At 70.0% G+C, this 26,790-nt stretch carries 26 protein-coding genes and 1 pseudogene; 13 read left to right on the forward strand and 14 right to left on the reverse strand.

The window, feature by feature from the left end; genetic code table 11:
• Positions 1-30: 30 nt before the first annotated feature.
• Entirely contained in the window at positions 31-1,074 is a 1,044-nt protein-coding gene (locus ACFY3C_RS41015) for a PP2C family protein-serine/threonine phosphatase (protein WP_390774479.1), read from the reverse strand.
• Positions 1,075-1,377: 303 nt separating this feature from the next.
• Between ACFY3C_RS41015 and ACFY3C_RS41020 the strand changes: the two genes are divergently transcribed.
• Positions 1,378-2,451 carry a fatty acid desaturase family protein gene (locus ACFY3C_RS41020; RefSeq protein WP_390774480.1) on the forward strand — a complete coding sequence of 358 codons (1,074 nt, stop codon included), beginning with the start codon at positions 1,378-1,380 and terminating at the stop codon, positions 2,449-2,451.
• Between the two features lie 78 nt (positions 2,452-2,529).
• Here ACFY3C_RS41020 and ACFY3C_RS41025 read toward each other — a convergent pair whose 3' ends face one another.
• The 3 genes from ACFY3C_RS41025 to ACFY3C_RS41035 form a co-directional block, all read right to left on the reverse strand.
• Complete coding sequence (locus tag ACFY3C_RS41025; protein WP_390774481.1) at positions 2,530-3,582, reverse strand: chitinase; 1,053 nt, start codon at positions 3,580-3,582, stop codon at positions 2,530-2,532.
• 271 nt (positions 3,583-3,853) lie between these two features.
• On the reverse strand, positions 3,854-4,942 hold the full coding sequence (locus ACFY3C_RS41030) for a sugar ABC transporter substrate-binding protein (RefSeq protein WP_390774482.1): 1,089 nt from the start codon (positions 4,940-4,942) through the stop codon (positions 3,854-3,856).
• Positions 4,939-7,470, reverse strand: a complete 2,532-nt coding sequence (locus ACFY3C_RS41035) for a SpoIIE family protein phosphatase (protein ID WP_390774483.1) — start codon at positions 7,468-7,470, stop codon at positions 4,939-4,941. Before ACFY3C_RS41035 ends, ACFY3C_RS41030 begins: the two co-directional genes overlap by 4 nt.
• 189 nt (positions 7,471-7,659) lie before the next feature.
• On the opposite strand from ACFY3C_RS41035, the gene ACFY3C_RS41040 reads away from it, so the two are divergent.
• From ACFY3C_RS41040 to ACFY3C_RS41050, 3 genes are read left to right on the forward strand one after another with little or no spacing between them, the layout of a single operon-like run.
• Entirely contained in the window at positions 7,660-8,748 is a 1,089-nt protein-coding gene (locus ACFY3C_RS41040) for a sugar ABC transporter substrate-binding protein (protein WP_390774484.1), read from the forward strand.
• Positions 8,749-8,788: 40 nt separating this feature from the next.
• Positions 8,789-9,571, forward strand: a complete 783-nt coding sequence (locus ACFY3C_RS41045) for an ATP-binding cassette domain-containing protein (RefSeq protein ID WP_386579961.1) — start codon at positions 8,789-8,791, stop codon at positions 9,569-9,571.
• Between the two features lie 5 nt (positions 9,572-9,576).
• Positions 9,577-10,848, forward strand: coding sequence for a sugar ABC transporter permease (locus tag ACFY3C_RS41050; RefSeq protein WP_390774485.1), 1,272 nt, complete (start codon positions 9,577-9,579; stop codon positions 10,846-10,848).
• Positions 10,849-10,890: 42 nt separating this feature from the next.
• Here ACFY3C_RS41050 and ACFY3C_RS41055 read toward each other — a convergent pair whose 3' ends face one another.
• From ACFY3C_RS41055 to ACFY3C_RS41080, 6 genes are all read right to left on the reverse strand, one after another.
• The gene (locus ACFY3C_RS41055) at positions 10,891-12,537 is read right to left on the reverse strand and encodes an APC family permease (RefSeq protein WP_390774486.1); all 1,647 of its coding nucleotides are present in this window, start codon (positions 12,535-12,537) and stop codon (positions 10,891-10,893) included.
• Positions 12,538-12,645: 108 nt separating this feature from the next.
• Positions 12,646-13,602 carry a hypothetical protein gene (locus ACFY3C_RS41060; protein ID WP_386579955.1) on the reverse strand — a complete coding sequence of 319 codons (957 nt, stop codon included), beginning with the start codon at positions 13,600-13,602 and terminating at the stop codon, positions 12,646-12,648.
• A 92-nt stretch (positions 13,603-13,694) separates the two neighbouring features.
• On the reverse strand, positions 13,695-14,453 hold the full coding sequence (locus ACFY3C_RS41065; protein WP_390774487.1) for a PIG-L family deacetylase: 759 nt from the start codon (positions 14,451-14,453) through the stop codon (positions 13,695-13,697).
• Between the two features lie 213 nt (positions 14,454-14,666).
• On the reverse strand, positions 14,667-15,002 hold the full coding sequence (locus ACFY3C_RS41070; RefSeq protein ID WP_390774488.1) for a hypothetical protein: 336 nt from the start codon (positions 15,000-15,002) through the stop codon (positions 14,667-14,669).
• Positions 14,999-15,229 (reverse strand): hypothetical protein, encoded by a 231-nt coding sequence (locus tag ACFY3C_RS41075; protein ID WP_386579949.1) that lies wholly within the window; start codon positions 15,227-15,229, stop codon positions 14,999-15,001. The genes ACFY3C_RS41070 and ACFY3C_RS41075 overlap by 4 nt, the downstream gene beginning before the upstream one ends.
• Before the next feature lie 726 nt (positions 15,230-15,955).
• A complete protein-coding gene (locus ACFY3C_RS41080; RefSeq protein WP_390774529.1) occupies positions 15,956-16,930 on the reverse strand; it encodes a phosphotransferase family protein in 975 nt (324 codons plus the stop codon).
• Between the two features lie 292 nt (positions 16,931-17,222).
• Between ACFY3C_RS41080 and ACFY3C_RS41085 the strand changes: the two genes are divergently transcribed.
• Positions 17,223-18,164 carry an Ig-like domain-containing protein gene (locus ACFY3C_RS41085; RefSeq protein ID WP_386579947.1) on the forward strand — a complete coding sequence of 314 codons (942 nt, stop codon included), beginning with the start codon at positions 17,223-17,225 and terminating at the stop codon, positions 18,162-18,164.
• On the opposite strand, the gene ACFY3C_RS41090 is transcribed toward ACFY3C_RS41085, so the two are convergent.
• Complete coding sequence (locus ACFY3C_RS41090; protein ID WP_390774489.1) at positions 18,086-18,601, reverse strand: DUF6434 domain-containing protein; 516 nt, start codon at positions 18,599-18,601, stop codon at positions 18,086-18,088. The genes ACFY3C_RS41085 and ACFY3C_RS41090 overlap by 79 nt on opposite strands.
• Here ACFY3C_RS41090 and ACFY3C_RS41095 point away from each other — a divergent pair.
• Together ACFY3C_RS41095 and ACFY3C_RS41100 are read left to right on the forward strand one after the other, a co-directional pair.
• Positions 18,513-18,707 carry a hypothetical protein gene (locus ACFY3C_RS41095; RefSeq protein ID WP_390774532.1) on the forward strand — a complete coding sequence of 65 codons (195 nt, stop codon included), beginning with the start codon at positions 18,513-18,515 and terminating at the stop codon, positions 18,705-18,707. The genes ACFY3C_RS41090 and ACFY3C_RS41095 overlap by 89 nt on opposite strands.
• A gap of 102 nt (positions 18,708-18,809) precedes the next feature.
• A pseudogene (locus ACFY3C_RS41100) lies at positions 18,810-20,390 on the forward strand (DUF4158 domain-containing protein); the annotation flags it as partial.
• A 779-nt stretch (positions 20,391-21,169) separates the two neighbouring features.
• Here the strand turns inward: ACFY3C_RS41100 and ACFY3C_RS41105 are convergent.
• The 3 genes from ACFY3C_RS41105 to ACFY3C_RS41115 form a co-directional block, all read right to left on the reverse strand.
• On the reverse strand, positions 21,170-21,607 hold the full coding sequence (locus ACFY3C_RS41105) for a DUF2267 domain-containing protein (protein WP_390774490.1): 438 nt from the start codon (positions 21,605-21,607) through the stop codon (positions 21,170-21,172).
• 67 nt (positions 21,608-21,674) lie between these two features.
• Positions 21,675-22,070 carry a DUF2267 domain-containing protein gene (locus tag ACFY3C_RS41110; RefSeq protein WP_390774530.1) on the reverse strand — a complete coding sequence of 132 codons (396 nt, stop codon included), beginning with the start codon at positions 22,068-22,070 and terminating at the stop codon, positions 21,675-21,677.
• Between the two features lie 106 nt (positions 22,071-22,176).
• The gene (locus tag ACFY3C_RS41115) at positions 22,177-22,608 is read right to left on the reverse strand and encodes an Hsp20/alpha crystallin family protein (protein WP_390774491.1); all 432 of its coding nucleotides are present in this window, start codon (positions 22,606-22,608) and stop codon (positions 22,177-22,179) included.
• Between the two features lie 127 nt (positions 22,609-22,735).
• Here ACFY3C_RS41115 and ACFY3C_RS41120 point away from each other — a divergent pair, with 127 nt between their 5' ends.
• From ACFY3C_RS41120 to ACFY3C_RS41145, 6 genes are all read left to right on the forward strand, one after another.
• Complete coding sequence (locus ACFY3C_RS41120) at positions 22,736-23,395, forward strand: type III effector protein (RefSeq protein WP_386579936.1); 660 nt, start codon at positions 22,736-22,738, stop codon at positions 23,393-23,395.
• A gap of 1,106 nt (positions 23,396-24,501) precedes the next feature.
• Complete coding sequence (locus tag ACFY3C_RS41125) at positions 24,502-24,846, forward strand: MerR family transcriptional regulator (RefSeq protein WP_386579934.1); 345 nt, start codon at positions 24,502-24,504, stop codon at positions 24,844-24,846.
• 109 nt (positions 24,847-24,955) lie between these two features.
• Entirely contained in the window at positions 24,956-25,258 is a 303-nt protein-coding gene (locus ACFY3C_RS41130) for a MarR family transcriptional regulator (protein WP_390774492.1), read from the forward strand.
• 260 nt (positions 25,259-25,518) lie between these two features.
• The gene (locus ACFY3C_RS41135) at positions 25,519-25,854 is read left to right on the forward strand and encodes a hypothetical protein (RefSeq protein WP_390774493.1); all 336 of its coding nucleotides are present in this window, start codon (positions 25,519-25,521) and stop codon (positions 25,852-25,854) included.
• Positions 25,855-25,885: 31 nt separating this feature from the next.
• Positions 25,886-26,179 carry a hypothetical protein gene (locus ACFY3C_RS41140; protein ID WP_390774494.1) on the forward strand — a complete coding sequence of 98 codons (294 nt, stop codon included), beginning with the start codon at positions 25,886-25,888 and terminating at the stop codon, positions 26,177-26,179.
• Positions 26,179-26,601: a hypothetical protein gene (locus ACFY3C_RS41145; protein ID WP_390774495.1), complete on the forward strand. Its 423-nt coding sequence runs from the start codon at positions 26,179-26,181 to the stop codon at positions 26,599-26,601. Before ACFY3C_RS41140 ends, ACFY3C_RS41145 begins: the two co-directional genes overlap by 1 nt.
• The last annotated feature ends 189 nt before the right edge of the window (positions 26,602-26,790 follow it).

The following is a 26,790-nucleotide window of genomic DNA, read 5'->3' on the forward strand; positions in this document are numbered from 1 at the left end:
CCCTTTTCTAACACTGGGGCAGCGTCGGCTCTAGGCGGGCCGCTCGTCACCCGGTGGGGTCCGGCAGCGTATGGCGAGAGCCGCGATGTCGTCGTCGAGCCGTCCGCCGCTGTAGTGGAGCAGGTCCCGGTGAAGCCGGTCCAGCAGCTCACGGGGCGGCGCCGGGCCGAGCTGCCGCATCCACTCCGGCAGGGGGAAGAACGTGCCGTCGCGGTCCCTGGTCTCCGTTACGCCGTCCGTGTAGAGAAGCAACTGGTCGCCGTCGCAGAAGTTGACGGTGTCAACGACGTAGTGGTCCCCGAGGAGCGTCGCGAGGTTGAGGGGCGGCGAGGGCATGCTGGACTCGAGGACGCGGATCTTCCCGTTCTGCACGAGCAGGGGTGGCGGGTGCCCGCAGTTGAGAATTCTGACCTGCCCACCGCCGTTCGGGATCTCGGCGATCAGTGCGGTGGCGAAGTGCTCGGGCTGGTCCGGGGCGGGGGTGGCAAGGCTGTGCCGGGCGATGCTGGTTTCCAGGCGACGGATGATGCTCCTCAGGTCGGGTTGGTCGTACGCGTTCTCCCGGAAGCAGTTGATCACTGCCGAGGCCGCTCCCACCGCTTGGAGTCCCTTGCCGCGCACGTCGCCGATGAGGAGCCGGACCCCGTACGGGGTGTCGGCCGCCTCGTAGAAGTCGCCACCGATCCGGGCCTGCTCCTGGGCGGCCAGATAGAGCGACTCGATCTCGACGTCCTGGATGCGGCGCGGCAGCGGGCGGAGCAGCACTTTCTGGGCTGCGTCCGCGACGAGCCGGACCTGGAAGAGCATCTCCTCGCGCTCGAGTCGTAGATGGCTGGCGTATGCGGCCGCCAAGGTGACCGCGACGATCGCGGCACCCGTGTACGGCGTCCCCAGGTCGGAGTAGACGAGGCTGAGTCCGATCATGACCAGCAGGCAGAACGCCCCCAGCAGGATCGTCGGCACTACGGTCCACAGCGCGGCCGCGAGGGCGGGTGCTGCGGGCAGGAGGCGGCTGAAGGCGATCTCCCTCGGTGTGGCGAAGGCCAGGCCGCTGATGAGGAGGGTCAGGATCACCGGTGACAGCATCACGGGATCCCGTCGGCCGCCGAGTGGAGGGCGACGCTGGAGCCGTCCCGACCTGATCACAAAATGCATCTTAACGGGATGATGCGGACAGCACGTCATGTAGAGGTACACACCGCGGTCAGCGGTCGGTGGTCAGCCGCTCGAAGCGGCAAGAGCCAATCGCAGCGGCAGGAGCCAGGCTGCCGGCGCGCACGGGGGAAAACCCCCGGAGGTCACGTGGGGCAGCCCTCGTATCCACCGGGTGGCTGGCAGGCTTCTTCGGGGCGGTGGGCTGTCCCCAGAATTTTCGGCATGACGATTTCCCCTGATGCCTCCGTGGCGACCCGGGCCTCCGACGCGTGTGCGGGCACGCCCGCCCCCGGCGCCGGCAGCGACTTCGCGAGACTGTCCCAGCGCGTGAGCGAGGCCGGGCTGCTGAAGCGGCGCCCCGGTTACTACACGGTACGGCTCGGTCTCGTGGTCGGGCTGTTCGCCGCGGGCTGGGGAGCCTTCTTCGCGCTCGGCGACACCTGGTGGCAACTGGCCGTGGCCGCCTTTCTGGCCGTGATGTTCGGGCAGGTCGCCCTGGTGGCGCACGACCTGGCCCACCGGCAGGTCTTCCGGCGGCGCCGGCACAGCGAGATCTGGGGACGGCTGTTCGGCAACCTCGGCATAGGTATGAGCTACGGCTGGTGGATGAACAAGCACACCCGCCACCACGCCAATCCCAATCACGAGGAGCTGGACCCCGATGTCGCCCCGGACATCCTGGTGTGGTCCACCGAGCAAGCCCGCGCCAGCAGTGGCCTGGCCCGTCTCCTCGGTGGCCACCAGGCGCTGCTGTTCTTCCCGCTGCTGACCCTGGAGGGCTTCAATCTGCACGCCGCGAGCCTGCGGGCGCTGCGCTCGCCCTCCATGAGGAACCGGCTGGTCGAGGCCGCTCTGCTTCTGCTGCACATCGCGGGTCTGCTCACCGTCCTGTTCCTGGTGCTCTCACCGGGGAAGGCGGTGGCGTTCCTCGCCGTGAACCAGTGCCTGTTCGGCGTCTACCTGGGCTGCACCTTCGCTCCCAATCACAAGGGCATGCCCACGATCACCGGTGCGCAGCGGCTCGACTTCCTGCGCCGCCAGGTGCTGACGTCCCGTAACGTGCGCGGCGGTTGGCTCACCGATGTGATGCTGGGTGGGCTGAACTACCAGATCGAGCACCATCTGTTCCCGAGCATGCCCACGGTCCACCTGCGCCGGGCCCAGGTGATCGTGCGGGATTACTGCGCGGAGATCGGGGTGCCGTACCACGAGACGGGACTGATCCAGTCGTACCGCGAGGCACTGGCGCACATGCACCGGGTGGGAGAGCCGATCCGGCAGCAGCGCAGGGCGTGATCGCGCCGGTTCGGTGCCCCCGGGTCATGAACCCGGGGGCACCGAGCCGATCGGGTCGGCTCGATCGGCGGCTTCGGCTCAGTCGTCGGTGGGCGTGTGGGCGTGGTGGCCCCGTGTGAACGGCTCGAAGGTGTGGCTGAACTGCCAGGTGTCCTGGGCGATTCCGGAGCAGGAGTTGGCGCCGCCGGTGCCGACACAGCCTCCGTTGTCGCGCTGGAGGGCCCAGAAGGAGAGGGTGTCGATCCCCTTGGCCTCGGCCCACTTCTCGACCGTGGCCGCGTTCTGCGTGGTGAAGGTCTCCTCGGGGCCGTAGTCGTCGATGCCGGGCATCTCGGTGACGCCGATCGTGCCCCACAGCTTCGCCGGGCTCTTCTTCGGGTGGAGGGCGGCCAGTTGGTCGTGCAGGCCGGCGGCGGCGCTCTTGGTGTCGGCCGCCATGTCGTGGGCGGCGCCGTCGTAGTAGTCGAACGTCATGATGTTCACGACGTCCACCCGGGCGTGGTTGTCGACGGCGTTCTGCAGCAGGGCCACGCCGCTGGGCGCGAGGCCGGTGGTCGTCGTCGGCAGGGTGTAGGAGAACTGCAGGCTGTGGCCCGTGCGTTCGGCCCAGCGCTCGGCCTTGGCGACGGCCTTGTTGCGGCGGTCGACGCCGGCGGCGTTGGTGATGGAGTCGGCCTCCACGTCGAGGTCGATGCGTGTGATGCCATAGGTCGTGACGAGGTTCTCGTACACCGCGGCGATGGCGTCGACGCTGGTGCAGCTGTCGGCGAGTTCGGTGCCGGTGGTGTCGGCGCCGTAGCCGCCGAAGGAGGGGATGACGTTGCCGCCGCGGGCCTGGATCGCGGCGATGTCGCCGCCGAAGACCGACGGGGAGATCGGCTGGGTGGTGTCGCCGTTCCAGTACGTCGCGCACGAGCCCGCGGCGGACGTCTGGAGGAAGGCCATCGTGAGGTACTTGTTGCCGGACTGCGCGGCGAGCGCCGCCGGGCTCTCACCGGTCCACGCCTCGAAGTACGGGGCCGCCACGTGCCCGGGCATGGGCCTGGCGGGGTGCGGGGACAGCTGCGACGAGGCGTGCGCGCCGCCTCCCCCGAGGGCAACCAGCGTGGCCGACAAGGCAGTTACGGTCACGCTGGACAGCAGCGCGTGGACAGGACCGGTTCGTCGCATTGACGCTCCCATGGCGAAATGAGCAGACGGGGACAGCGGGAAGACCGCGAGGACAGATGTGTGTGAGGTCGAACCGGGTCCATAGTTGGACTAGACCAATTAACTGTCAAGGTTCTTTACAATTAACTGACCAAGTCGGGGCGGGTGAACACCGGGTGTGTGTCGGGCAGTTCGCCGATGCGCGCGCGGCGCCGTGAGCACCGTCAGATGCGGGACGAAGCCGAGGGAGTGGTCAGTCCGCTGCTTCCAGGCCGGCCTTGTCGCAGGCGCGACGGAGCGCCTGGGTGCAGAGCTGCCCGATGGTGTAGACGCGGTCCTTGAGGAGCGTTCGCCGGATGTCGGCGGCTGTCACTGCCCTGGGAGTGAGCAGGACGGTCGGGATGTTCTTGGTGGTGGGGCTGTTGATCGTCGTCGTGGCGATGTCGCGCACGCTCTCGCCGCGCCCGAGGGCGACGGCCATGGCGGCGGCCGCGGCGGCTTCCGCCGGGAAGGGCTTGTAGACCGTCATGACCTGTTCGCCCTTGATGATGCGGCGTACGGCGTCGAGGTCGGCGTCCTGGCCGGTGACGGGAGGAAGTTTCCGCACCTGGGCGCCCTTGAGAGCGGAGATGACACCGGCCGCGATGGCGTCGTTGGCCGCCAGGATGCCGTCGATCCGCCCCAGACCCAGGGCTGCGATGGCGGCGGACATGTTGGCGTGGGCGTTGTCCGTGCTCCAGCCCGGGGTGTCGTACGACCGGCGGATGTTCACCTTGCCGGTGAGGACGGACAGCGCCCCCTTCCTGAACCATGCCGCGTTCGGGTTGGTCGGATCGCCGTTCATCATGACGACGCTGCCGCCGTTCGCCCTGTCACCCATGGCCTTGAGGAGTGCCTCGGCCTGGAGCTTGCCGACCTGCGCACCGTCGAAACTGACGTAGCCCGAGATCGGACCCTCGGCGAGCCGGTCGTAGGCGACGACCGGGACGCCCGCCGCGTGCGCCTGCTGGATCGAGGAGCGGAGTGCCTTGGTGTCCGTGGCATCGATGATCAGGACCCTGACCCCCTTCGTGACCATGGAGGTCATCTGTTGCTGCTGTCTCGTCACGTCGTTGTCCGCGTTGGCGTACTCAAGGCCGCACCGGGGACACAGATCCTTCAGCCGCTTCTCGATCAGCGGCTTGTCGAAGTGCTCCCAGCGGGGCAGGGTCCGGCTCGGGAGCAGCAGCCCGACGGTGAAACTGTCCGCGCCCGTCCTGTCGTTGCCCGCGCAGGCGGCCGCGGGCATCACCAGGAGCCCCGCGACGAGCGCCGCCACGACGTGCCGGGTACGGGCTCTCATGGCAGACCCTCCTGGTCCGTCCAGAGCCCCGGGCCCGGGCGGTCCGGATCGGGTGGCGGTACGACGATCTCGCTCCACACCTGCTTGCCGCTGGCCACCGGCATGGAGCCGAAGGACTCCGACATCGCCTCCACCAGCATCAGGCCCCGGCCGCCGGTCGACTCCCAGTCCACGATCACCGGTTTGGCGGGCGCGCGTGGGGAGGAGTCGCTCACGCAGACCCGTACCCGGTCGCCGCGGAGCGTCAGGTCGACGTGGACCGGCCCCTGGGTGTGCACCAGGGCGTTGGTGACGAGTTCGGAGACGACCAGCAGCACCGAGTCGGCGACGTGCTCGATGCGCCAGCGGCGCAGCGTGCGCGCGGTGAAACGGCGGGCGTGCATGACGGCGTCCGGCAGCCGCCACACCGCCCAACCGGCCCGTATCGGCAGGGTCTTCATGCCGTCGTAGCGCAGCAGCAACAGCGCAACGTCGTCCTCACGGCGGCCGACGTCACCGAGCAGTTCGTCGGCCACCCGGCCCGGGTCCGAGGGGTCGGCTGCGGCGAGCGCGGTGCGCGTGCGCTGCATGCCCTCGTCCAGGGGCAGGTCGGCGGCCTCGACCAGACCGTCGGTGACCAGGGCGAGCAGGGTGCCGGGGGCCAGTGCGACCGATGTCATGGGGAACTCCGCCTCCGCGGAGATGCCCAGCGGGAGCGCGCCCTCGACCTGCACCTCCTCGGTGCTGCCGTCGGGATGCCGTACCAGCGGTGCGAGATGTCCGGCGCGGACGAACAGGGTGTTGCCCTGCTCCATGTCCAGTTCGGCGTAGCAGCAGGTGGCGAACAGGTCGGTCTCCATACCGACGAGGAGCCGGTTGGCGTGGGAGACGACCACGTCGGGTGGGTGGCCCTCCACCGCGTACGCCCTGACCGCGGTGCGCATCTGGCCCATGATCGTCGCCGCTCCGGCGCTGTGTCCCTGCACGTCTCCGATGACCAGTGCCACCCGGTCCTCGGAGAGGGCGATGACGTCGTACCAGTCGCCGCCCACCTGCAACCCGCGCCGGGCCGGCAGATAGCGGGCGACGGCCGTCCCGCCGGACAGTTCGGGCAGACGCCGGGGCAGCAGGCTGCGCTGCAGCATCGTGGCGAGTTCCTGCTCGGCGTCGTGTGCGTGGGCACGTTTGAGGGCCTGACCGACCAGCGCCGCGGTCGCCGTCAGCAGGGAGCGTTCCTCGGGGACGAACTCGTGCGGCCGGTCCCAGCCGATCAGGCACAGTCCGGCGGGGCGGCCCTTGGCGGGCAGCGGCAGGACGGCGAGACCTCCGGGACCGATGCCGTTGAGTCCGGGTTCGAGGGCTGTGCCGGCCGGCCACAGGTCCATGCGTCCGTCCCGCAGTGCCAGCCGCAGGGTGGGCAGGGCGCTGACCGGCGCGTCGGGCCACTGCGAGCGCCACTCGGAGCGCCACGCCTCGGGCCAGGTGGCGGGCTCCGGCGGGTCGAGCACGGTGACCATGAGCCGGTCGTCCTGCAGCTCGGCGAGCGCGACCCGGTCGGCACCGAGCGGCTCCCGGAGCGCGGTGACCACCACCTGGCTGACGTCGGCGACCGTGGTGGCGTCGTCGAGTGCGGCGGTCAGCCACTGGATCCTGGAGACGTCGTCGGTGCTCCTGGGCAGGACCGAGGTCGCCGTCACCACACCCAGCACCTGGTCGGGCCGGTCGCCGGTGCCGGCGATCACCCGGCAGCTCATGCTCAGCCAGCGCATCTCGCCGGTGGGGCGGCGGACCCGGAACTCCAGCACCCGGCTGCCGAGCGCGTGCGCGGAGGGCTCCAGGACCGACATCAGTGCGTGCATGTCCTCCGGGAGGGTGTGGGCGAGCAGGGTGTCCGCCTTGCCGTCGAACTCGTCCGGCGTGATTCCGACCAGTTCGAGGAGGGTCTCGTCCGCCTCGACCAGGCCGGTGTCCGGCACCAGGGCGAACGAGCCCACGCGCAGCCACCGCAGTGCGGGACCCAGCGGCGGCGACGGCGTGGTGCCCCTGGCCGTCGCCTGGAGCAGGCCGGCCACCGCGTCGGCGTACCCCTCCAGGAAGCGCTGCTGCTCGGGCTCGAAGCCGTCCGCGCACGTGCCCACGGCGACGAGGCAGCCCAGACGCCGGCCCTCCGCGCGCAGCGGCAGTGCGCCCAGCGACGTCTGCGCGTGCGACGGCGTCGGGCCGCCCTCGGAGAAGGAGGCGAGTGCCGTGGGATTCAGCCACAGCGGACGGCCGGTGCGGAAGGCCTGGGCCGCGGGTGAGCCACCGGACAGGAGCAGGCGCTCGGGCAGCCCGTACTCGGCAGCGGCGCGACCGGCGGTCTCCAGCAGTCGCAGCTCTTCCGTCCCGGAACCGAGCACGTAGACCGCTGCCAGCGCCGCTCCGGCGAACGTCAGTACGCGCACACTCGCGGCGGCCTCGGGCACCGGCGGCCGGCCGGTACCGGCGGGGTCGGCGTCGGATGCCCGCAGCTGTGCGACACCGGCCCGGGCACTGCCGTCTTGAGGCATGTCCGCACCCACCTCCCGTCCAGGCCGAGGTGCCGACAGGGTGTGATGAGGGCCTTACACCAGAATCGCATATGCGGTCCAACCGGACAGGTCGGCGGCGTGGTGGCCGGGTTCGCAGATCACTGCGGCCGGTGTCACACTGACGACGTGGTCGTCCTCCCGGCCAGCCCGTTCAGAGAGGTCTCTCCGATGAAGACCTTCATGGGGAACGCGGCCATGGCGATGGCCGTTGTCTCGGCGGTGGTCGCCGTCGCGGCCTGCGGAACGGAGGCCGGGAACGCCTCCGCCGGGGGGAACGCGCCGACGATCGGTGTGCTGCTGCCGGACGCCACCACCGCTCGCTGGGAGACCCAGGACAGGCCCCTGCTCGAGAAGACGATCAAGGACCTGTGCCACGATTGCGTGATCGAGCACGCCAACGCCAAGAACGACGTGGCCCTCCAGCAGGAACAGATGGACTCGATGATCACCGAGGGGGTCGACGCCATCCTGCTCGTGCCCGTGGACGCCAGGTCGATGCGCCCCACCGTCCAGAAGGCGCATGAGGCGGGCATCCCGGTCATCGCCTACGACCGGCTCGCCGAGGGCCCGATCTCGGGATACGTCTCCTTCGACGGGAAGGAGGTCGGCAGGCTCCAGGGCCGCGCGCTGCTGCAGGCCATGGGCGACAAGGCGAACGGCAGCCAGATCGTCATGATGAACGGCGATCTCGCCGACCCCAACGCCGTGGCGTTCAAGGAGGGCGCTCTGTCCGTGCTCCGAGGGAAGGTGAAGATCGGCAAGTCGTACGACACGCTCCAGTGGCGGCCGGAGGCAGCCAACATGAACATGAACGGCGCCATCGCCGCACTCGGCGCCGAGAACATCCAGGGGGTCTACTCCGCCAACGACGGCCTCGCCGGCGGGATCATCTCCGCGCTCAAGGCGAACAAGGTCCGCCCACTGCCCCCCGTCACCGGCCAGGACGCCGAACTTGCCGCCGTGCGGCGCATCGTCAACGGTGATCAGTACCAGACGGTCTACAAGCCGTTCACACCCGAGGCCTCCTCCGCCGCCGCCATGGCCGTGGCCGCGGCCCGCGGCGAGAGCCTCGACCGGATCGCCACGACGAAGGTGAGGACCCGCAGCGGGGCAGAGGTGCCGGCCGTCATGCTCACCCCGGTGTCCGTGACCGCCTCCAACATCAAGAGCACCCTGGTGAAGGACGGCGTGTACTCGGTCCGGCAGATCTGCACCCCCCGGCTCGCGGCCGCCTGCGACAGGGCCGGGCTGACCTGACAGCGCGGTTCCCCGACCGCAGCCGTGCCCCGGGAAGGAGATGGTTCTCGTGCCGGCTCCCCCCTTGCTGGCGCTGCACGGTGTGTGCAAGCGCTTCGGTGTCGTCGACGTCCTGACGGACATCGAGCTGGAGATCCACGCCGGCCAGGTCCTCGCTCTCCTGGGCGACAACGGGGCCGGCAAGTCCACCCTGGTCAAAGTGATCTCCGGCGTCGCCCCCGCGGACAAGGGCACCATCGAGTGGGAGGGCCGCCCCGTCACCATCAGGCGTCCCCATGACGCCCGCGCCCTCGGCATCGCCACCGTCTACCAGGACCTGGCGCTGTGCGGGAACCTCGACGTGGTCGGCAATCTCTTCCTCGGCCGGGAGATCCGCAGGTTCGGGTTCCTCGACGAGGTGGAGATGGAGCGCCGCAGCAGACGCCTGCTGGAACGGCTGACCCGGGGCGTCCCCGATCTGCGCGGCCCCGTCGTCTCCCTGTCCAGCGGCCAGCGGCAGACCGTCGCCATCGCGCGCTCCCTCCTCGGTGAGCCGCGGGTCCTGCTGCTGGACGAACCCACCGCGGCACTGGGAATCGAGCAGACCGCCGAGGTCCTGGACCTCGTCGACCGGCTGCGCGACCACGGTCTGGGCGTGCTGCTCATCAGCCACAACCTGGGAGACGTCAAAGCCCTCGCGGACCGGGCCGCCGTGCTGCGGCTGGGCCGCAACAACGGGTTCTACGACGTGAACACCGCGTCTCAGGAACAGATCATCTCCTCCATCACCGGTGCCACGGAAAACGTGCCCCGCCGAATGGCTCACCAGGAGTCGGGGTGGTGAAAGGGATGCACGACATGGCGGACCACACGCGAACCGAATCCTCCGCACCCGCCGCCGAGGCCCCCCGGCCGCACCGCATGCGGGCGGTCACCCGGGCCCTGGAGCGCGGGACCGCCGTCTTCCGCCACAAGCTGCGCGCCGGCGAAGTGGGCTCGTTCCCCGTCATCCTCGTCCTCGCCCTGGTGTGGATCATCTTCCAGTCCCTCAACCAGAACTTCCTCTCCCCCCGTAACCTGTCCAATCTGAGCGTGGACATCGTGGGCACGGGCATGATCGCAGTCGGCATCGTCTTCGTGCTGCTCCTCGGTGAACTCGACCTGTCGGTCGGCTCGATCAGCGGCCTCGCGGCGGCGGTCTTCGCCGTCCTGAACGTGAACCAGGGCGTGCCGGAATGGCTGGCCCTCATCATCGCGCTGCTCTCCGGGACCCTGGCGGGAACCATCCAGGGCTTCTCCTTCGCCAAGATCCGGGTCCCGGCGTTCGTCGTCACCCTCGCCGGGCTGCTGACCTGGAACGGCGTCATGCTCGCCGTCCTCGGGACGAGCGGCACCGTCAACCTCGACGAGAACGGACTCGTCGCCAAGCTGACCAGCGACTACTTCACCAACCACGCCGCCGCCTACGCTCTGGCGGCCTTCGGCACGGGCATGGTCTTCCTCGGGTCCTACCTGGACCGACGGCGCCGCAAGGCCGTCGGCATGCCGTACCGCTCGCTCCGGGGCATCGCGGTACGTACGGCGGTACTCGCGGTGATCACCTTCGCCGCCGCGTACGTGCTCAACCAGTTCCAGGGTCTGCCGCTCGCCCTCCTGATCTTCCTCGTGGTGGTGGCCGGCCTCGACATCCTGCTCCGGCGCACGCACTACGGACGGCAGGTCTACGCCCTGGGCGGCGGTGTCGAAGCGGCCCGCCGGGCCAGCCTCAGCGTGCTGCGGGTGCAGACCGCGGTGCTCGCCGTCTCCGGCACCATGGCCGCGCTGGGCGGTCTCTTCCTGGCCTCGCGCATCACCTCGGTGAGCCAGGGTTCGGGCTCGGGGGTGCTGCTGCTCAACGCCATCGCGGCCGCCGTGATCGGCGGCACCAGCCTGTTCGGAGGGCGCGGCACGACGTGGTCCGCGGTGCTCGGCATCCTGGTCATCCAGTCGATCGCGTCGGGCATGGCGCTCACGGACACCCCCACCGCCGTCCAGCTCGTGATCACGGGCGGGGTGCTGTTCGCCGCGGTGGTCATCGACTCGCTGTCGCGACGCTCGCAGGAGGCGCACGGACGGGCTTGACGCGTGCGGTGGCGGAGGGTCTGAGCCTTCGGCGGCGGACGGTCAGAGGATGGTCTCCTCCTCCGGGACGACGACTTCGCCGACCATGCGCTGGATCTTCTCGGTCGGCAGGGCGACCGCCAGGGCCCAGTAGTAGATGAGGAGGCTGAACGCGGCGACGACGCCGATGTCCCACCACAGCGGGAACCAGGGGTGCTTGAGGGGCCCGAAGTCGCTGAGGTAGACGATGAGGCCCATGCCGACGAGGTAGACCGGCAGCCACTGCGCGGCGTGCAGGTCGAGCTGGGGCGTGATCGGGTTCATCTTGAACACGCGGTTGGCGATCAGGATGACGTAGCCGATGAGGATGGCGACGCCGAGCTTCCAGTCGGTCTCCCACCCGGACCACAGGATCAGCAGGTTGGCCACGACGAAGGCCAGCGGCGACATCCAGCTGCCGCCGGGCAGCCGGTAGGGGCGGTGGGCGCCCGGCAGACGGTTGCGGAACACGCCGAAGGACAGCGGGGCACCGGCGTACATGAGCACGCTGGCGCTGGTGATCAGCCCGACCAGGGAGCGCCAGCTCGGGAAGGGCAGGAAGCAGATGCAGCCGATCACGAACGCGGTGATCAGGCCGACCCACGGGACGCCGCGCCGGTTGGTGGTCTCGAACACCGTGGGCACGTAGCCGTTGCGGCTGAGCCCGTACGAGACCCGGGAGGAGCCGGTGATGTAGATCAGACCGGTACCGGCGGGCGAGACCACGGCGTCCAGGTAGAGGACCGTCGCCAGCCAGCCGAGGCCGATGAGCGTGGCGACCTGGGCGAACGGTCCGCTCAGGGCGGTGAACGCGGAGGTGGCCCAGTGGCTGCCGATCTGGGACGCGGGCAGAGCGGCGAGGAAGGTCACCTGCAGGAGGATGTAGATGATGATGCCGAGGACGATGGATCCGATCACGGCCCGCGGGATGTCCCGCTTGGGGTTGGCGCTCTCGCCGGCGAGCTGGTCGGCCTGCTCGAAGCCGAGCAGCGCGAAGATGATGCCGCTGGTGGAGACGGCGGACAGGATGCCCTTGGCCCCGTAGGGGTCGAATCCGTCGGCCGCGGTGAAGTTGCTGGTGTGGAACTGGGCGACGGCCAGCACGAAGATCGTCAGCAGCGGGACGCCGACCTTCCACCAGGTGGCCGCGCTGTTGGTGCGGGCCAGCAGACGGATGCTCAGGAAGTTGATGGCCGTGATGACCGCCATCAGACCAACCGCGACGGCGATGCCCGTCGGGGTCAGGACGTGCTCGCCGCCCTGGATCTTCTCCCAGCCGCTCGCCCAGGAGTAGTGCTGGGCGTACGTGATCATCGCCAGCACCTCGATGGGTGCCACGGTGGCCGCCTGCAGCCAGGAGAACCAGCCGAAGGAGGCCCCGGCGGCCCCGCCGAAGGCGTAGTGCGGGAAGCGGGCGGTGCCGCCGGAGACCGGATACATGCCGCCGAGTTCAGCGTGCACCAGCGCCAGGATCAGGATGGCGACGCCGCCGATGGCCCAGGAGATGATCGCCGCGGGCCCGGCCGCCGCCAGTGCCGTCTGAGCACCGAACAGCCACCCGGATCCGATGATCGACCCCTCCGAGGCCCAGATGAGCCCGACGAAGCCGATCTCGCGGCGCAACCCCGGGTGGTGGGTTCCTGAGGCAGGTGCCTTTTCCGATGTGGCCATGCCCCACACCCCCTCAGTAGGCGATGCTCACCACCATCGTGCCACGGTGTGGCCCTACCGGCTGTTGGGTTGCGGCGCCGAGGACTTGGGGGTGCGGCGGGCGTCGGATCACTGCCCGGCGGTGGCCCTCCGCTGAGCCTGGTCGAACTCCGTCAGAGGGTCGCCGCCGGCCTGCCAGGGCCACCCGGTGACGGTGCCGCCGAGGGCCTCGAACACCGGACGGGCCTCGTGGCGCCGGTCGGCGGCCATCAGCGCGTAGGCCAGGACGTTGAGGTCGGCCAGAGCCTTGGCATGGCGCAGGAATCCCGGCTGCACCCAGGTCCGGGCCACGCGGTCGAGTGCCTGGGCGGCCATCGCCTGTGACCAGTGGTTGCGCGCCACCAGTGCTTCGAATCCACCCCGGCCGAGGACGGACTGGTACTGCAGGACCTGGGCGGTGAGTTCCGTGACCGCGCAGGGCGCGTTGGCCGGCATGCGGGCGCACAGGGCGTCCACGAAGTCCAGGACCTGGATACGGGAGCCCGCTTCCTCCGGGGTGAGATAGCCGAGCATGCTCAGGTAGGCCTCGCGGTTCCAGCGATCGCGCGCGAGTACCTCGTTCCACACGCCGAACACCTGGGGCTGTTCCCAGCGTTGCAGGCGGGCCAGCCCCAGGAGCACCACCCAGGGAGTGGGGTCCTCGGGGGCGATGTCGGCGGCACGGAGACAGGCGTCCGTGGCGTCGCCCGTGTCCTCCGGGCGCCCCTGCGCGCGGGCTCGCGCCAGCTGGGTCCACGCGTGCAGCACGAGCGCGCTCGCGTTGCGTGGCTCGCGCGTGGCCCAGGACCGCGGCAGATGCGAGTCGGCCAGGAAGTCCGCCAGGATGCCCAGGCGGTGCGTCCGGCGGTCCCAGTCTCCCGGATCCTGGTCCAGGAGACGGGAGATCTGCGCCGCGCACAGGTCCGTCGTCGCGATCGTTCCGGTCCTCGTGGTCGCCAGCAGGGACTTCAACAACCTGCCCAGGTCCTGGTCGTCGAGTTCCGGGGCGAGGCGTGCCCGTTTGCGGCGACTTGAAAGAAAAGCCATGTCGGGAGGCTAGAGGCAGCCCGGAATAACGCAAGGTTTCAGCCAAGATCGTTATGGATTACACGAATCACCAGGGTCACCCCGTACGTGGCTCAGACGGTCAGTTCCGTCCGGGCGGCCGGCGCGGGGTCGAGGCTGTGCCGGATGTACCACTCGGTGCAGAAGAGCCACTCCCGAGCCTCCTGGGAAAGGCCGCCGATCAGGCCGGGTACGGCTCCCCGTTCCACCTCGGTGCGATGGGCCAGTACGGCGGCGATCTTCTGTTCCATCCAGGGACCGACATCGACGGTCGCGGTGACCCGTTCATCCGGAACGCTGTACACGGCCTTGTGCACTCCCACCACATCCCTCAGCGCCGGCACGGCGGAGTGCGGGTGCGTGGCCAGGTAGAGGGCACGCGGCTGCCAGGGGGCACCCGCATCGGGGTAGAGCTGCTCAAGTCCGGCCGCCTGGGCCGCGAGCACGGCCACCCGGTGAGTGTGCACGTGGTCCGGATGGCCGGTCAGCCCACCGTACGCGTCATGGGTGACCATGATCTCCGGACGGAAGTCCCGGATGTGCGTCACCAACCGCCCCACCGCCTCGTCGAGCGGCGCATCGCAGAACCGCGCACCACCCAGGGCCGACTGAGGCACGCGCGCATCGGCGTACCCGAGCATGCGCGGTGCGCCGGCCCCGAGGATGCGCAGCGCATCGGCCAGCTCCGCGGCACGCGGGGTGTCGGCCGCCCAGGTCGCCGTGACAACACCGACGCGCGCACCTGCGGCCGCGTGACGGGCGAGCACTCCCCCGGCGGACAACGACTCGTCATCCGGATGAGCGAAGACCGCTAGCAGGCTCGGCATGGGCATGGGGGGCCGCCTTCCGGTGAGGGGGCTGGATCATAGACCAGGGGGCGGGGCGGCCTGAGGTCAACGGGCCGGGTACTGCTGGGGGCGTCGGCGCAGTGCCGATGTGCCGATGTGCCGTTGTGCCGTTGTGCCGTTGTGTGGATATGTGGATGCGTCGATCACGAAGCGGTAGCTGACGCTTGCGGCGAGGACGCCCTTGTACGCCCCCTTGATCTACTTGGCCGCGACCAAGCGGTTCGACGACTGGACGAGCAACTGAGTGCCGCCGTAAGCCATGTGCAGGGATCGCCGCAACCCTGACAACCCCGATCTCTCCGTCGCGGCGGGCCTGTCCGAGCCCGTCTCGACCGCGTGCCCCCGCTCCCACGCCATCAGCACCCGCTCGCCGTCGTCCGCGTCCTCGGCGAGCCGGATGACGACCTTCTCGTCGCTGCCGTACAGCCCGACCCAGTCACGCCAGGTGCGGCGGGCGGTCGCACCGTCGGCCCACTCCCCCGCGACCGTGGGGCCGCCGGCCACGAATTGGAGGCGGACCAGGTGCGTCGTCATGGCAGCGGCTCCAGGGCGCGAGCCCGGCGGCGCAGCTCCACCCGTGCCGCCGGAGTTCCGGCCGGGCCGGACCAGTACGGATGCCACAGCAGCCGCCCGGACAGTGCAAGCAAGCGGCGGCGCAGGGCGGTGGGGTGCAGCGGGTGCGGCGCGGCGAGTGCTGCGTACGTGCGGTGCCAGTCCGCTTGGAGCTGCAGGAGGTCGGGCGGGAAGGGGGCGTGCTCCATACCTTCAATTAGGCCACATGTTCGATTTCCGAGCCAAGCCGACACAGGGGTCCTGTGGTCGACGGCCTGGGGGACTTGGGGAGCCCCGACCCGGGTCATGACCTGTAGCCGGCCGGGCGGCGATGTCGCCCAGCCGGCTGCGGGTGTGCCGACCAGGCGATCGAGCGTTGCGATACCGCCGTCCCGGACTGACAGGACAAGGCCGTGTCACGTCACCAGGGGGAACGCTGTTGCCCTCGGGGGTGGCGGTCAGGGAACCCCAGAACGCTCCGGTCGGACCGTCGTCGGGCAGGGTGGCCAGGGCGACGCTCACGGCGGCGGCCTGGGCAGCGGTGCGGAACCCCGTGTGTGCGTTGAGGTCGGTGGCGGTGTAGCCGGGGATCGCGGCGTTGACCTTGATGGGGGTGTCGTGCAGCTCCTTGGCGTACAGGGCCGTGACCATGTTTCGACCCAGATGCACACCGGCGGGGGCCGGGTGCCCGAGCTGTGGAAGGTCGGTCCACCGGCATCGAGTCCGGCGGGCCCAGCGCCACGGACACCTGGCGCCAGATGGCCGTGAGGGCGCTGAACAGGACGAGTGTGCTGAGGTCGTCCACATCGGTCGGTGTGAACTCGCCGGACTCGATGCCGCGTCGTACCGCGTCGGCCACCTCGGCCTCGCCGGTGTCACGGCCTCACGCTCAGGGCCGGCGGGCCGAGCCCTGGTGCTCGACCGAGCCGGAGCGTTCAGGCACGGACCAGGGCCAGCGTCTCCTTCAGGTTGTGCTCGGCGATGTCCGCCATCGCCGCCCGGTGGGGGAAGTCCCCGTCGAGCAGGCGTAGCGGCCCCGCCGTCAGGGAGAGACGCTGGGCGAGTGTGTAGAGCGCGAGCCGGTTCTCGTCCAGGCCGTCCACCGACAGTGGACGGTAGGCGTCGTGCAGGCGGATCCGCAGGAAGACGTGCTCCCACTCGACGTCGAAGTACATCAAGCCCTCGATGTCGATCGCCACGGGGTTCCCGGTCGCGTCGACCAGCACGTGGTCGGGCCCGAGTTCACCGTGCACGACCGCGTACTGCGCGCGGGGCCGCACAGCCGCCGCGAGGTCCGTCAGCCGCTCCTCCAGCCGGTCGCGGGCTTCCGCGATCCGCGGATCTCGCGACGCGGCCTCGGCGAGGTCCCGCAGCGCGCGGTCCAGGACCACTCCCTCGCACGACGTCCCCTGCGATGTGCCGCCGCCGTCGACCACGGCCACCTTGCCGTACGTGGACGCCCGGTGCCGCCGCATCACCTCCAGCGCCTCCCCGAGCCGGTCCATGACGGGGGCTGCCGCGCTCGGGTCACGGGCGAGCAGGTGCTCCAGGTTCTCGCCGGGGATGTCCTCGACGATCGCGAGGTCGGCCGGGCCATGGATGCCCTCACGGTCGACGAGGCGGATGGCCGGGACGCGGACGCCGAGCGCGTCCAACCGGGCGTGGGCGGCCTCGAAGAGGTCGAGCCCGAGGCCGGGCGAGAACGGGTCGGTGAGGTCGTCGTCGCCCTCGGCCGCCGGCCAGTAGTTCTCGGCGTCGTGCCAGAGGTAGGCGATCGCCGTCGTCGCGTCGTCCAGCAGCAGGCGGTACACGCCCTTCTTGCTGCCGCCCGCGACCCGCTCGACCGCCTCCAGCCGCCGCCCGCCGCCCAGCGCGGCCCGAGCCGCCCCCGCCAACCGCTCCCGCGTCACTGCCCCGGCTGCCACTCCCCGACCCCGCCTCTCCGTCACGGCAACCCGTGCACCCTACGGGAGCGTCAGCGTGGAAACGAGCGAAATCAGCAGGCAGAAGACCTGTGTCAGCGGCCCGGTCCGGGGATGCGCGCCGATTTTTGGGACATGCTTTACACGACACGTGCAACTGAGGCCCAGGTCCTCACTGTCTGACAGGGAGTCGGGCCCTTCAGGGCCGAAGAGCGAGAGAGCGGGGCGGGGCGTGGGACGGCGCAAGGGCAGCATAGGGATCGCACTTGTCACGGGTGCGATGCTGGTGGGCGTGACTGCCTGCGGCGGCGGGGGCGGCAGCGACAAGGCTGGTGGTGACGACGCGAAGGCGTCGGGCAAGCCGAGTGCGAGCGCCTCTCCGTCGCCGAAGAAGCCCGCGGGCCCGCCGATGCTGCTGGAGACGATCACCCCGCAGACGGGCAACACGGTCGGTGTGGCCATGCCGATCTCGGTGGTCTTCACGAACCCGGTGGCGGCGAAGGCGCGGGCCACGGTGGAGAAGCACATGAAGGTGAGCGCCTCGCAGCCGGTGGCGGGCGCCTGGCACTGGTTCGGGGACAGGCGCGCGGACTGGCGCCCGAAGACGTACTGGCCCTCCGGCACGACGGTGAAGATCGACGCCGACATGACGGGCGTCAGCAACGGCAACGGACGCTACGGCGTGCGCACCTACACGCACACCTTCAAGGTCGGCGACGACGTGCGCGCGGATGTGTCGGTGACCGGCCACACCATGAAGGTGACCCGGAACGGCAAGCTGGTGCGCACCCTGTCGATCAATGCGGGCAGCCCGCAGTATCCGACGTGGAACGGCACGATGGCCGTCATCGACAAGCAGGAGAAGGTCCACATGACCTCCTGCAGCGTCGGCATCAGCTGCGACAAGGGCAGCCCCAACTACTACGACCTGACGCTTCCCTGGGACATCCACCTGACCCAGTCCGGCACGTACGTGCACTACTCGACCGGCGACCCCAATCCGGGCAGCGGCAGCGCTCGCGGCTCGCACGGCTGCGTCCACCTGTCCATGTCGGACGCCAAGTGGTTCTACGGCCAGGTCAAGCAGGGCGACCCCGTCACCATCACCGGCTCGACCCGCGCCAAGGCCCCGGCCGACAACGGCTACGCCGACTTCAACCTGGGATGGGACGAGTGGCTCGCGGGCAGTGGCTCCGGGGAAGGGACAACCGCGACGCTGTGATGCGCTGCGGTGGCGGCGCCGGTCGGCACTCCATGATGCCGACCGGCGCCGCCATCGTCGTACGCGCCCTTCGGGCTGACCGGAACCGGCTCATTCCCTCCTCGCCCGACGAGCGTGCCCCGTCGGCCGCCGCTGGGGAGTTTGGGGAGTGCGCGGTGGGCGTACCAGGCTTCGAGAGCCTGGGCGCGGGTGCCGGCCGGGTTCTGGCGGTGCCAGGCGCTGGTGAAGCGGTTGAACTCGAACTGCTCCTCGATCTCGCGGGGCCGGGCCGCGTCCGGGCCCGTGGCGTGCCAGTGAGCGACGGCGTCCGCCAGGGTTTGGCCGGCATTCCGAGCGATGAAGTCGCGCATGAAGGTGTCGAAGTGGAAGCCGGGGCCGATCGCCTCGGCGAAGTACCTCCGCAGGACCTGGCTGCACCGCTGTCCGGCCGGGATCACGGTCGCCGTCGACGGGCTCGGCCAACTGCGCGGTCGCCGGGCGAGACCGGTGAGCTCGTCCAGCGTCCAGTACCACGGCCTCGGGGAACAACGGAACAGCCATTAGCGCTAAGGAACGATCTTGGCGTCTAGCGCAGTGATCGTCTGCGCTGAGGGGGTTCGGCGAAAGATCGTATGAGCGGTCTGGTCGGTGGCTACCGTCCGCCGCGTGCCGGTGGAATTTCTGACCGATGAGCAGGCCGCAGCGTACGGGCGGTTCGTGGAGGAGCCGACGCGTCCGGAGCTTGAGCGGTTCTTCTATCTCGACGACGTGGACCGGGAGCTGATCCGGAAGCGGAGAGGGGATCACAACCGTCTGGGGTTCGCGCTTCAGATGTGCACGGTCCGCTATCTCGGGCTGTTCCTGGAGGACCCGCTGGATGTGCCGTGGCCGGTGATCGAGTACCTGGCTGAGCACCTGGGCGTGGAGGACGCCTCGTGCGTGAAGCGGTATACCGAGCGGCAGATGACGCCGTACGAGCATGCGTGGGAGATCCGGGACGCCTACGGCTATCACCAGTTCGAGGACGCGGAGTGGGCTCGGAAGTTTCGCACGTTCCTGCACGGGCGGGCGTGGACGGCCGCCGAGGGGCCGGTGGCGCTCTTCAACCAGGCGGTGGGGTGGCTACGCCGGAACCGGGTACTGCTGCCGGGGGTGAGCGTGCTGGCCCGGCAGGTGGCGGAGGTCCGCGCCGTTGCGGAGAAGCGGCTGTATGCCACAGTGGCCAAGGCAGCGCGCCGGGCGGACACCTCGCTGTCAAAAGACCTGGTGGCCCTGCTCGACGTCCCGGAGGGGCGGCGGATCTCGGAGCTTGAGCGGCTGCGCCGGCCGCCGACGCGGACCACGGGCACGGGCATGGCGAAGGCCCTGGAGCGGGTCGATGAGATCGCCGCGTTCCGCCTCGGCAGGGTGCGGATCGACCAGATTCCGCCGAACCGGCTGGCGGCGCTCGCCCGTGCGGGGCTGGGGTCGAAGGCGCCGAACCTGGAGCGCACCTCGGAGCCGAAACGCACCGCGCTGCTCACATCGGTGCTGCGGCACCTGGAGGCATCCGCGATCGACGACGCGCTGGATCTGTTCTCGCTGCTGATGCAGGTGGAGCTGATCAGCGCCGCGCGGCGGGCGACGGACCGGGAGTGGGTGGCGGCCCGGGGCCGGGTGGCCAAGGCGTACCGCATGGTCGACGGGGTGTTCCGGCTGTGGAGCGAGCAGCTGGACCTCATCGCCGAGAGCGGCACCGATTTCGATCCGGGCGCGATGTGGCGGGCGCTGGAGACGGAGATCGGCCCGCGCAAGGAGGTCGAGGCAGCGTCCGCGCTGGTGGCAGAGCTGATCGGGCCGGGGGACGACGAAGCCGAAGCGGAGATGCGGCGCCTGCTGGCCACCCGCTACAACACCGTCCGCCCGTTCCTGTCCCTGCTCGGGGAGTCGCCCGCGTTGGGGGCGGCCTCCGGCGGCAAGCGCGTCCTGGAGGCGGTCAAGCGGCTGCCCGCGCTCGCGCGGAGGAAGGTTAAGGTCAAGCCGCTGCTGCCACGCGAGATCGATGGCAAGCTGGTGCCGTCGGCGTGGCGGCAGGCGGTGTACTCCAACCCCGAGCTGCCCGAGGGAGCGGTGGACCGGGACGCGTACGTGGTGTGCGTGCTGGAGCAGCTGTATAGGGCGCTGAACTGCCGGAACGTGTTCGCCTCACCGTCGAACCGCTGGTCGGATCCGCGGGCCAGGCTGCTGGACGGCAAGCAGTGGGAGGCCGACCGCGACCTGGCCGCCTTCTACACGCGGTGCGGCTACACCGTCCACGCCCCCGGCGAGACCTTCCCCCTGGACCGCATCGCCCTGCCGTTCCGGCTCGGGGCAGGCGATGACCAGTGCGTCTTCACCCGCTGGCGCCCCCGCCACTGACGGCAGTTGATCAGCGGGCCCCGAGTACCGGGGGGATCGGGGCCCGCTCGCACGAGTGCCGCGGGGACGAGCACGTGTCCCCCGGCTCAACGCGCTTAACACCAAGAGGTCACGCATCCACCGCTCGACCTGGGTAACTACCGGCCCTCCAGTCGGCAGCGCGCTCGGCAGCCTCATCGAGAGTCCGCCGCCGGGCCGGCGGCCGAGCTCCCCAGCCCACGCCGCTCAGGTCCTCGACGGCCCGCCGTGCCGCCTCATCCAACGGCCGCCGCCGCGGCCCACGCTCACGGCGAACCTCCCGCCGACGCTCAAGGAAGCGGGCCAGCCGACCACCGCGCACACCAGAATTCTGCTGATCACTCACAGGACAAGATCATCCCAATGCCCCTTTAACGCGGATCTTGGCCACCCTGGTAAGAACCCTCAGCTCGGGACCATGATCAATCTCAGCGCCAACGGCCGTACCGATGCACCAAGGCCGTAGATGAGGAAGTGACCCCTATCGTCGCCCGGACACACAAGCCGTCCCGGTGGCACGGGGGACGCCACCGGGACGGTCCGCCCAGCGTAAAGGCTCAGGGCCCCTACAGGCCCACCGACTTCAGCATGTTCAGCAGCACGTTGGCCGTCTATGCGGCTTGGGTGAGTTCGGCGCGGCCGAACAACAGGGCGTAGCCGGAGGGGAGCTGGTGCAGGATGCGGGTGAGGCGGTCGGGGCCGGCCAGGGCTGCGACGGCGCAGAGGACGGATCCGGTGTCCCAGCGGGTGGTGCCCAGGGTGTCGCCGGTGCGGGTAGCGAGGTCTTTGACGAAGGCCCAGCCGGTCAGGGGCTGGGTGTCGGGGATCTGCACGGTGAGGACCGTTGCGGCTTCGAAGGGGAGGCGGGCGGCGAGTTCGACGCGTTCGTCGCCCGTCAGCTGGCGTCCGAGTCCTGCGAGGACCAGGCGGACGGCTTCCTCGGCTCTTTCCCGGGTGGGGTAGGCGCCTTCGTAGCGGACCTTCTCCAGCAGCTGCTCGTATGTCATCACGGGTGTGTGCTGGAGAGGTGCACGCCGGTCGGTCATCACTGTGGTCGTTGCCCTTTCTGTCGCCGAAGGTCGTGGTGCCTGTGCGGGGACACCGGGGTGTGGGTGGTCAGGCGGGCTGGGGGTGGCCGAAGAGGAGGTCGTAGCCAGCGGGGAGCTGGAGCAGGATCTGGCCCAGCAGGTCGTCGCCGGCCGCGTCGGCGACGGTGCTGAGGACGGCGCTGACGTCCCAGGCGGCGGTCTGCTCGGTGGCTCCTTCGATCCAGGCGGCGGTCGCGCGCAGGAACCGCTCCGGTGGCAGGGGCTCTCTGCTTTGCAGCGGGTTGAGGAGGATCAGGGCGAAGTCTTCCGGCAGGCGCGCCGCCAGCTCGGCGCGTACCTCGCCGACCAGGTGTGCGCCGAGCAGGGCGAGCACCACGCGAGCCGCGCGTTCTGCTTCTGGCAGGCTGTCGTACTCGCCGCGTTCCCTCACATGTTCCAGGAACGCTTCCTGTCGCAGGGTCACGTCCATCGCCACCCTTCTTCGAGTCCGTCCCGTCGGGTGCGGAGGACGGGGTGAGGGGGAGATCAGGTGCCCGTCCTCCGCCGCCGTTCGGCCCGCATCGTCCGGCTCAGCCGGAGATCTCCTTGTGGCCGCCTCCGACGCCGATGGCGATCTTGCGGGGCTTGGCGCGCTCGGCGATCGGGATGCGCAGGGTGAGCACGCCCGCGTCGTAGTCGGCCTTGATCTGCTCGGTGTCCAGCGTGTCGGCGAGCACGATCTGGCGGGAGAAGACGCCCAGCGGCCGCTCGGACAGCTCCATCTGCACATCGTCGGCCTTCGTCACGGGCCGGCGCTCGGCCTTGACGGTGAGCATGTTGCGTTCGACGTCGATGTCGATCGCGTCCGCGCTGACGCCGGGGATGTCGAAGGCCACCACGTACTGGTCGCCCTCGCGGTAGGCGTCCATCGGCATCGGGGACGGCCTGGACCAGGTGCCCGGGCCCATCAGCTGCTGGGCCAGCCGGTCCAGCTCACGGAAGGGGTCGGTGCGCATCAACATCGGAAAACACCTCCAGGAAGTTCGGGCAGTTGCTGCCAATGCGCCTCACTGACACCGTTGTAACATGTCATCCAATGGATGACAAACATGGTGTCGTCCAAAGGATGACTACCTGAGGGAGGTGCCCATGACCCCGGCCGACCAGCCGGCATCGTCCAGCGCCGACGCACACAGCCCGGCGTCGTTCCTCGCCGCCGCGGCAGCCCTTCACGCCATAGACGACGCCCTGCATGCCGCCCGGAACGAGGACCCCGGGACTGCCGAGACGCACGACGTCGGCCCGGAGCAGGCCCTGGCCTCGCTGCTGCTGCTGCGGCAGGTCCGCGAGCAGCTCGCCGGATGGGAAACCGGCCTGATCGAAACCGCCCGCGAGGCGGGTGCCAGCTGGGCGGACCTCGCCCACCCCCTCGGCGTCGCCAGCCGCCAGGCCGCCGAACGCCGCTACCTGCGCGGCCGTCCCGGCCCCGCAGGAACCACCGGCGAACAACGCGTCCAGGCCACCCGCGCACACCGCGCCGCCGAACGCACCACCGCCACCTGGGCCCGCCACAACGCAGCCGACCTGCGCCGCATCGCCGGCCAGATCACCGCCCTCACCGACCTTCCGGCCGCCGCGCGTTCCCCGCTCAGGCAGCTCCACGCGGCCCTCGCCGACGACGACCCCGCCGCCCTCATCCGCCCCCTGGGTGCCACCCGCCCCCACCTGACCACCACCCACCCCGGCCTCGCCGCCCGACTCGACGCCCTTACGGACTCCGCCAGAGCCACAGATGCCGCCCCCGACTGACCGATGTAGAGCTCCATGTGCGACGTCGGAACTCACGCGGCAGGCTCCGTCCGACCGGCCGGAGCCTGCCGCTCTTCATGAGATCAACTTCGGTCAGCCAGGGTTGCCCCTAGGCGGCGCTGTCACCGTGGCAGGCGGGCATGGATGGTTTTGCCTCGCCCGGGACCGGGAGTGATGGTCGCCTCGCTGGTGAGGTGGCGGACCAAGGGCCATCCGAACCTGCCGGCGCCACCGTTGAGGTCGGGGCGCGTTCCAGGGCGCGTTCCCGCGGGGGTGACGGGTTGAGGTGGGTGACGGCGACGTGCACCGCGTCGGCGGTGGCGCCGAGTTGGAGGGTGTAGCGGCCGCCGCCGTGGCGCAGGGCCTTGGGTGGCGAGTTCGGAGACCACGAGGGCGAGGGTTTCCGCCGAATCGGAGGCCGGAGGCGGATCCAGGCCTTCGACGAAGGCGCGGGCGACGTCACGGGCGCGAGCGACACCGGCGGGGCTGTCGCCCTCAACCACGGCAGGGGCCCTGGGGGCCCGCGTGCGTGTCGTCTCCATGTCGGTCATGCACTGTCACCCCACCCTGGATCGGTTGTGCCTCCAGGCTCAGCATGTGGCCGCCGAGCCGGGAAGCAACCCGGGACAGCACTCTTTCGGGTGTACCTGAGGCACGAGCCTGAGCATCAGCCCTAGAGAAAATCTGTCATCGCCGTAGTAGACATTGGCTCGTCGCGGAGTTACTGTCGTGGTCGTACCCAGGAAGTCGAAGAGGGCACGGCAGACACGAACTGCCGTGCAAGCAGGTCAAGCAGGACGCGACCCCGCGGGGCCGCGAGCAGTACCCGCGATATCCAGCAGTACAAACCGAGTAACCGAAGGTAAGGAGCGAGACGCCATCAGGATCGCCCGGGCGAGGAAGCAGTCCGCCCGGGTACGCAGACCCCGGATTGGAAGGTGGTCCCCGGTCACGCATTCACGATCCCCGCAGCCCCGCCCTCCCAGGCGGACCCTGCGGACGCAGAAGACCGGCACGATGTGCCGGTAGATGGTGTTGCAAGCTCGGGGCCCGGGTGCCAGTACTGGCACCCGGGCCCCCCGATGCGTCCCCGGAAGAAGAGGTCTATGCCCCCTGCCGCATCCCGTCCCGCCGACAACCTCGACGATGACGACTACCCCGCCTACACCATGGGCCGGGCCGCCGACATGCTCGGCACCACCCCCGCCTTCCTGCGCGCCCTCGGCGAACACCGCCTGATCACACCTCTGCGCTCCGAAGGCGGCCACCGCCGCTACTCCCGCTACCAGCTGCGCATCGCCGCCCGCGCCCGCGAACTCGTCGACCAGGGCACCCCCATCGAAGCTGCCTGCCGCATCATCGTCCTCGAAGACCAACTCGAAGAAGCGCAGCGCATCAACGAGCAAATGCGCACACAAGGCCCCGAGCCGCAGTCGAAGACCTCAGCCTGACCGGACGCCGGGCCCGAGCTGGACACTGACAGGCACTGAGGAGGGAAGGGCTTCGATCATCATTGACCACCAGAGCCGGCGGTGGACCTTTCTGACCAACCACGCGTGGGTGCTGGTGATCGCCCGGAATCCCACTGCCCGGTTGCACGAGCTCGCTGCCACCTGTCAGCTCACCCAGCGCACGGCCCAGCGCATCGTGGCAGATCTCGCAGAGGCCGGCCATCTGCAAAAGGACCGGGTCGGCCGACGCAACCAGTACACCGTCAACCACGATGGGCCGTTCCGGCATCCAGCGGAGGCCGAACTGTCCATCCGCGCCCTCCTAGACCTCACCACCGGCCTAAAGCACGAAGACACGGACGACGCCCCCGGGCCGCCCCGCCACCGACTGGACCCCACCATCGGCCCCTGAAACGAGCGCCCCTGACTCCCACAGGGCAAGGACCCCGGCGATCACCACGCTGGGGTCCTTCTCTGTCCAAGACGGTTCCACCAGTCTCGGGCCGGAGCCCTGCCGGCGCGCCGGTTGCCCATCGGCGGCATGACCAGGCCCAGTGAGGCACACGCCTGCCGTGTCGACGTCCGCGCCGTCCCACGCGCCTGGAACGATGGTTCTCATGCAGCCGCTGCCGGCTCCCTGCCCCGCCCGACCTCATTCCCGACGCGATGGGCATGGCGGCCTTCAAAGCGGCGTACCGGCAGGCCAAGGAGCAGGACGCCGTCTTCGTCGCCATCGAGTCTCTGGGCGAGCACTGGACGGTGAAGGCCGACATGATCACCGCCCCGCAGCACGCCGTCGCCGACTCGGTGTACGACGCCGTCCGGGCCGCGGTCATCCAGCTGATCCGCGCCGGCGAGATCCGCTCGAACTCCTCCGCGGGGCCGGTCTACTTCGTACTGCACGACGTGGCAGAGGAGGGCCGGGCCCGCGAACTCGCAGCCGCCCTGCACGCCGCCCTGTACGGAAACCTGGCGTCGCTCGCCCTCGCGATGCCTACCGCATCCTGACCAGCCGCCTTCAGGACTCCAAGATCATCTCGTGGCGGCTTTTGGGCTCACCTTGTCCGCGGTAGGAGAACCCCAGCAAGATCAATCTCACCGGGATTTCCTGTACCTCAACTACTCACACCCGGAGTTGCAGAGCCAGCTCGACGCGCTCCGGCCAGTCTGCAAGCGGATCTTCTCCGAAAAGACCAGTACGCGCGTCAAGACCCGGCCGAAGTTGGAAGAGTCGCTGAAGCTGGCGTACGACAGCAAGGAGGCCGCCCCCGACCAGGAGGTCATCCTCACCGTCCACGAACTCAAGCGCCTCGCCGCAACGCCGCCGAGCTGATGACGCTATCCGGGCAGCTCCAGGCCGCCGGCGTCCAGCTCGAACGGAACTGCATCCGGGAGAAGACCCTGGAGGGGCAGGTGACCGCCGCGGCCAAGGGCAACCACGGCGGACGGCCGAAGGTCATCGACGACGACATGCTCACCTTCGCCCGCGCGCTGAAGGACAAGGGCGTCCCTGTCCCGGAGATCGCGAAGAAGCTGACCATCAAGACTGGCAAGAACGCCGGACAGCACCCCTCGGTCGCCTCCGTCTACCGCGCGCTCGCCGAAGCGGAGGCGACCGAGGCACCGGCAGGCCAGAGATCGTCGCCTCGCGCCGGCCGACCCGGGTGGACCTCACCGGGCCCGGCAGCGGCACCGACCCCGAGCTGGTGGAACGCCTCACCCAGCAGGTTCTCGACGGCACGAGCGACGAGGTGACCGACGCGCTCGCTGAGCAGACCGAGGACGGAGCGAAGGACGTCGTGGCCCAGCTGCTGGCGCAGGCCCGCAACGGAGGGAACGGCGAGTGATCCCGGGCGGTCCGCCCTCGTTCGGCCGACACCGCGGGCAACGCCTGGTTGGCTGTGCGGATGTGGACGACGAACGGGGGGCCTGGACCGGTCGCCG

It is taken from the genome of Streptomyces sp. NPDC001410, from assembly GCF_042895235.1.
GTDB lineage: Bacteria > Actinomycetota > Actinomycetes > Streptomycetales > Streptomycetaceae > Streptomyces.

Bases quoted from the DNA above. Each gene is read 5' to 3' on its own strand.
- ACFY3C_RS41020 (WP_390774480.1), top strand. From the start codon at position 1,378: ATGACGATTTCCCCTGATGCCTCCGTGGCGACCCGGGCCTCCGACGCG.
- ACFY3C_RS41030 (WP_390774482.1), bottom strand. From the start codon at position 4,942: ATGAGAGCCCGTACCCGGCACGTCGTGGCGGCGCTCGTCGCGGGGCTC.
- ACFY3C_RS41035 (WP_390774483.1), bottom strand. From the start codon at position 7,470: ATGCCTCAAGACGGCAGTGCCCGGGCCGGTGTCGCACAGCTGCGGGCA.
- ACFY3C_RS41040 (WP_390774484.1), top strand. From the start codon at position 7,660: ATGAAGACCTTCATGGGGAACGCGGCCATGGCGATGGCCGTTGTCTCG.
- ACFY3C_RS41045 (WP_386579961.1), top strand. From the start codon at position 8,789: ATGGTTCTCGTGCCGGCTCCCCCCTTGCTGGCGCTGCACGGTGTGTGC.
- ACFY3C_RS41050 (WP_390774485.1), top strand. From the start codon at position 9,577: ATGCACGACATGGCGGACCACACGCGAACCGAATCCTCCGCACCCGCC.
- ACFY3C_RS41055 (WP_390774486.1), bottom strand. From the start codon at position 12,537: ATGGCCACATCGGAAAAGGCACCTGCCTCAGGAACCCACCACCCGGGG.
- ACFY3C_RS41060 (WP_386579955.1), bottom strand. From the start codon at position 13,602: ATGGCTTTTCTTTCAAGTCGCCGCAAACGGGCACGCCTCGCCCCGGAA.
- ACFY3C_RS41065 (WP_390774487.1), bottom strand. From the start codon at position 14,453: ATGCCCATGCCGAGCCTGCTAGCGGTCTTCGCTCATCCGGATGACGAG.
- ACFY3C_RS41070 (WP_390774488.1), bottom strand. From the start codon at position 15,002: ATGACGACGCACCTGGTCCGCCTCCAATTCGTGGCCGGCGGCCCCACG.
- ACFY3C_RS41075 (WP_386579949.1), bottom strand. From the start codon at position 15,229: ATGGAGCACGCCCCCTTCCCGCCCGACCTCCTGCAGCTCCAAGCGGAC.
- ACFY3C_RS41085 (WP_386579947.1), top strand. From the start codon at position 17,223: ATGCTGGTGGGCGTGACTGCCTGCGGCGGCGGGGGCGGCAGCGACAAG.
- ACFY3C_RS41095 (WP_390774532.1), top strand. From the start codon at position 18,513: ATGAAGGTGTCGAAGTGGAAGCCGGGGCCGATCGCCTCGGCGAAGTAC.
- ACFY3C_RS41115 (WP_390774491.1), bottom strand. From the start codon at position 22,608: ATGTTGATGCGCACCGACCCCTTCCGTGAGCTGGACCGGCTGGCCCAG.
- ACFY3C_RS41120 (WP_386579936.1), top strand. From the start codon at position 22,736: ATGACCCCGGCCGACCAGCCGGCATCGTCCAGCGCCGACGCACACAGC.
- ACFY3C_RS41125 (WP_386579934.1), top strand. From the start codon at position 24,502: ATGCCCCCTGCCGCATCCCGTCCCGCCGACAACCTCGACGATGACGAC.
- ACFY3C_RS41135 (WP_390774493.1), top strand. From the start codon at position 25,519: ATGGCGGCCTTCAAAGCGGCGTACCGGCAGGCCAAGGAGCAGGACGCC.
- ACFY3C_RS41145 (WP_390774495.1), top strand. From the start codon at position 26,179: ATGACGCTATCCGGGCAGCTCCAGGCCGCCGGCGTCCAGCTCGAACGG.